The following is a 1,658-nucleotide window of genomic DNA, read 5'->3' as shown; positions in this document are numbered from 1 at the left end:
CCTGTCGGCCGGCGCGTAGAGCGCGGAGAGGTAGCGGTCAGGGTCGGCGGCGCGCACCGCGTCCATGACGATGGTTGAGCCGCCTGCCATTCAATCGACGGCAATCAGCGCTGCGGCCACGGCGCGGTCCTCGGCCAGAAGCACGTTGTAGGTGCGCACGGCCGCCCCCGTCGACATCGGATCGGCAGAGATGCCGGCTTGCTTGAGCGCGGCGCGCAGTGCACCCGGCAGCGGCCGCAGATCCTTGCCGGTGCCGACGAGCAGGATCTCAACCCTGTCCGCTTGGGCGAAAAGCTTGTCGAAGTCCGAGGCTTTCAGCGCCAGCGGATCGGCCGGCTCCCAGCCATGAATGCCCGACGGCAGGCACAAAAGCGATCCGCGATGCGACATGTCGGCAAAGCGGAAGCCGCCATTACCATAAGCCTCAATCGGCGCCCTGCCCGGGAAATGCGCCTCGCGGATGATGATGCCTTTGGCCATGGGTCTAGAGCATGATGCCGAAAAGTGTGGAGCGGTTTTCGGACGATATCATGCTCTATCTCTTTGATTCAGAGCCGGATTCAGATTTCAGGTCGACTCGACCTGAAATCATCCGGCTCTGACGGCGTCAGGTCGTCACGGCCTTGCCGTTCGCCGTCTTCGTCTCCTCGGCGGTCGCGGATTGCGGCCGCAACTTGAAGAGGATCAGCAGCGGCGCGGCGATGAAGATCGACGAATAGGTGCCGAACACCACGCCGAACAGCATCGCCAGCGTGAAGGAACGGATCACCTCGCCGCCGAACAGCACCAGAGCCAACAGCGCCAGCGATGTCGTGACCGAGGTCAGCGTCGTCCTCGACAGCGTCTCGTTGATGGCATTGTTCAAGAGCTGCGGCAGCGGCATCTTCTTGTATTTTCTGAGATCCTCGCGAACGCGGTCATAGACGACAATCGTGTCGTTCAATGAGTAGCCGATGATGGTCAGGATCGCCGCCAGCGACGACTGGTTGAACTCCAATCCGGATATGACGAAGAAGCCGATCGTCATCACCACGTCGTGGACGGTCGCGACGATCGCGCCCACCGCGAACTGCCATTCGAAGCGGAACCAGACATAGAGCAGGATGCCGACCAGCGCGATCAACATCGCGATCGTGCCCTGCTTGGCCAGCTCTCCGGAAACCGTCGGACCCACCACTTCGACGCGACGGAAGTCGTATTGATCCTGGAGCTCGCCCCTCACCTTGTCGATAACCGTCTGCTCGGCATTCTCGCCGGCATCTTGTGTTCCGACGCGGATCAGGACGTCATTCGGGGCGCCGAACTGCTGCACCTGGATCTCGCCGATGTTGAGCTCGGATAGCCTGCTGCGGATGTCGCCGAGATCGGCGTCGCCCTGCTTGGACTGCACCTCGATCATCGAGCCGCCCTTGAAGTCGATGCCGTAATTGATGTCGATGGTCAGGAACCCGACGACCGACAGGATCGACAGCACGCTGGACAAGGCGAACGTCCAGCGGCGGATCCCCATGAACGGGATCTTGGTGCCCGGCGGGATGAAGGTGACGGGCGCCCTTGGCAATTCCTTCGGGCGGGCACGGCGCAGCCAGATCGCGACCAGCATCCGGGTGAAGGTGAAGGCGGTGAACACCGTGGTCAGGATGCCGATGGCGTAGGTG

At 62.3% G+C, this 1,658-nt stretch carries 2 protein-coding genes; both read right to left on the bottom strand.

Going from position 1 to position 1,658, the window contains the following annotated elements:
• Window positions 1-90 precede the first annotated feature (90 nt).
• Complete coding sequence (locus EOA29_RS35640) at window positions 91-480, bottom strand: Mth938-like domain-containing protein (RefSeq protein ID WP_126093408.1); 390 nt, start codon at window positions 478-480, stop codon at window positions 91-93.
• A 127-nt stretch (window positions 481-607) separates the two neighbouring features.
• Window positions 608-1,658, bottom strand: a 1,051-nt coding sequence (gene secF / locus EOA29_RS35635; protein WP_127222339.1) for a protein translocase subunit SecF, incomplete at its 5' end; no start/stop codon positions are given.

The organism is Mesorhizobium sp. M1E.F.Ca.ET.063.01.1.1, from assembly GCF_003998155.1.
Lineage (GTDB): Bacteria > Pseudomonadota > Alphaproteobacteria > Rhizobiales > Rhizobiaceae > Mesorhizobium.
The sequence above is the reverse complement of the archived record's forward strand: the minus strand, read 5'-3'. Positions and strand labels throughout refer to the sequence as shown.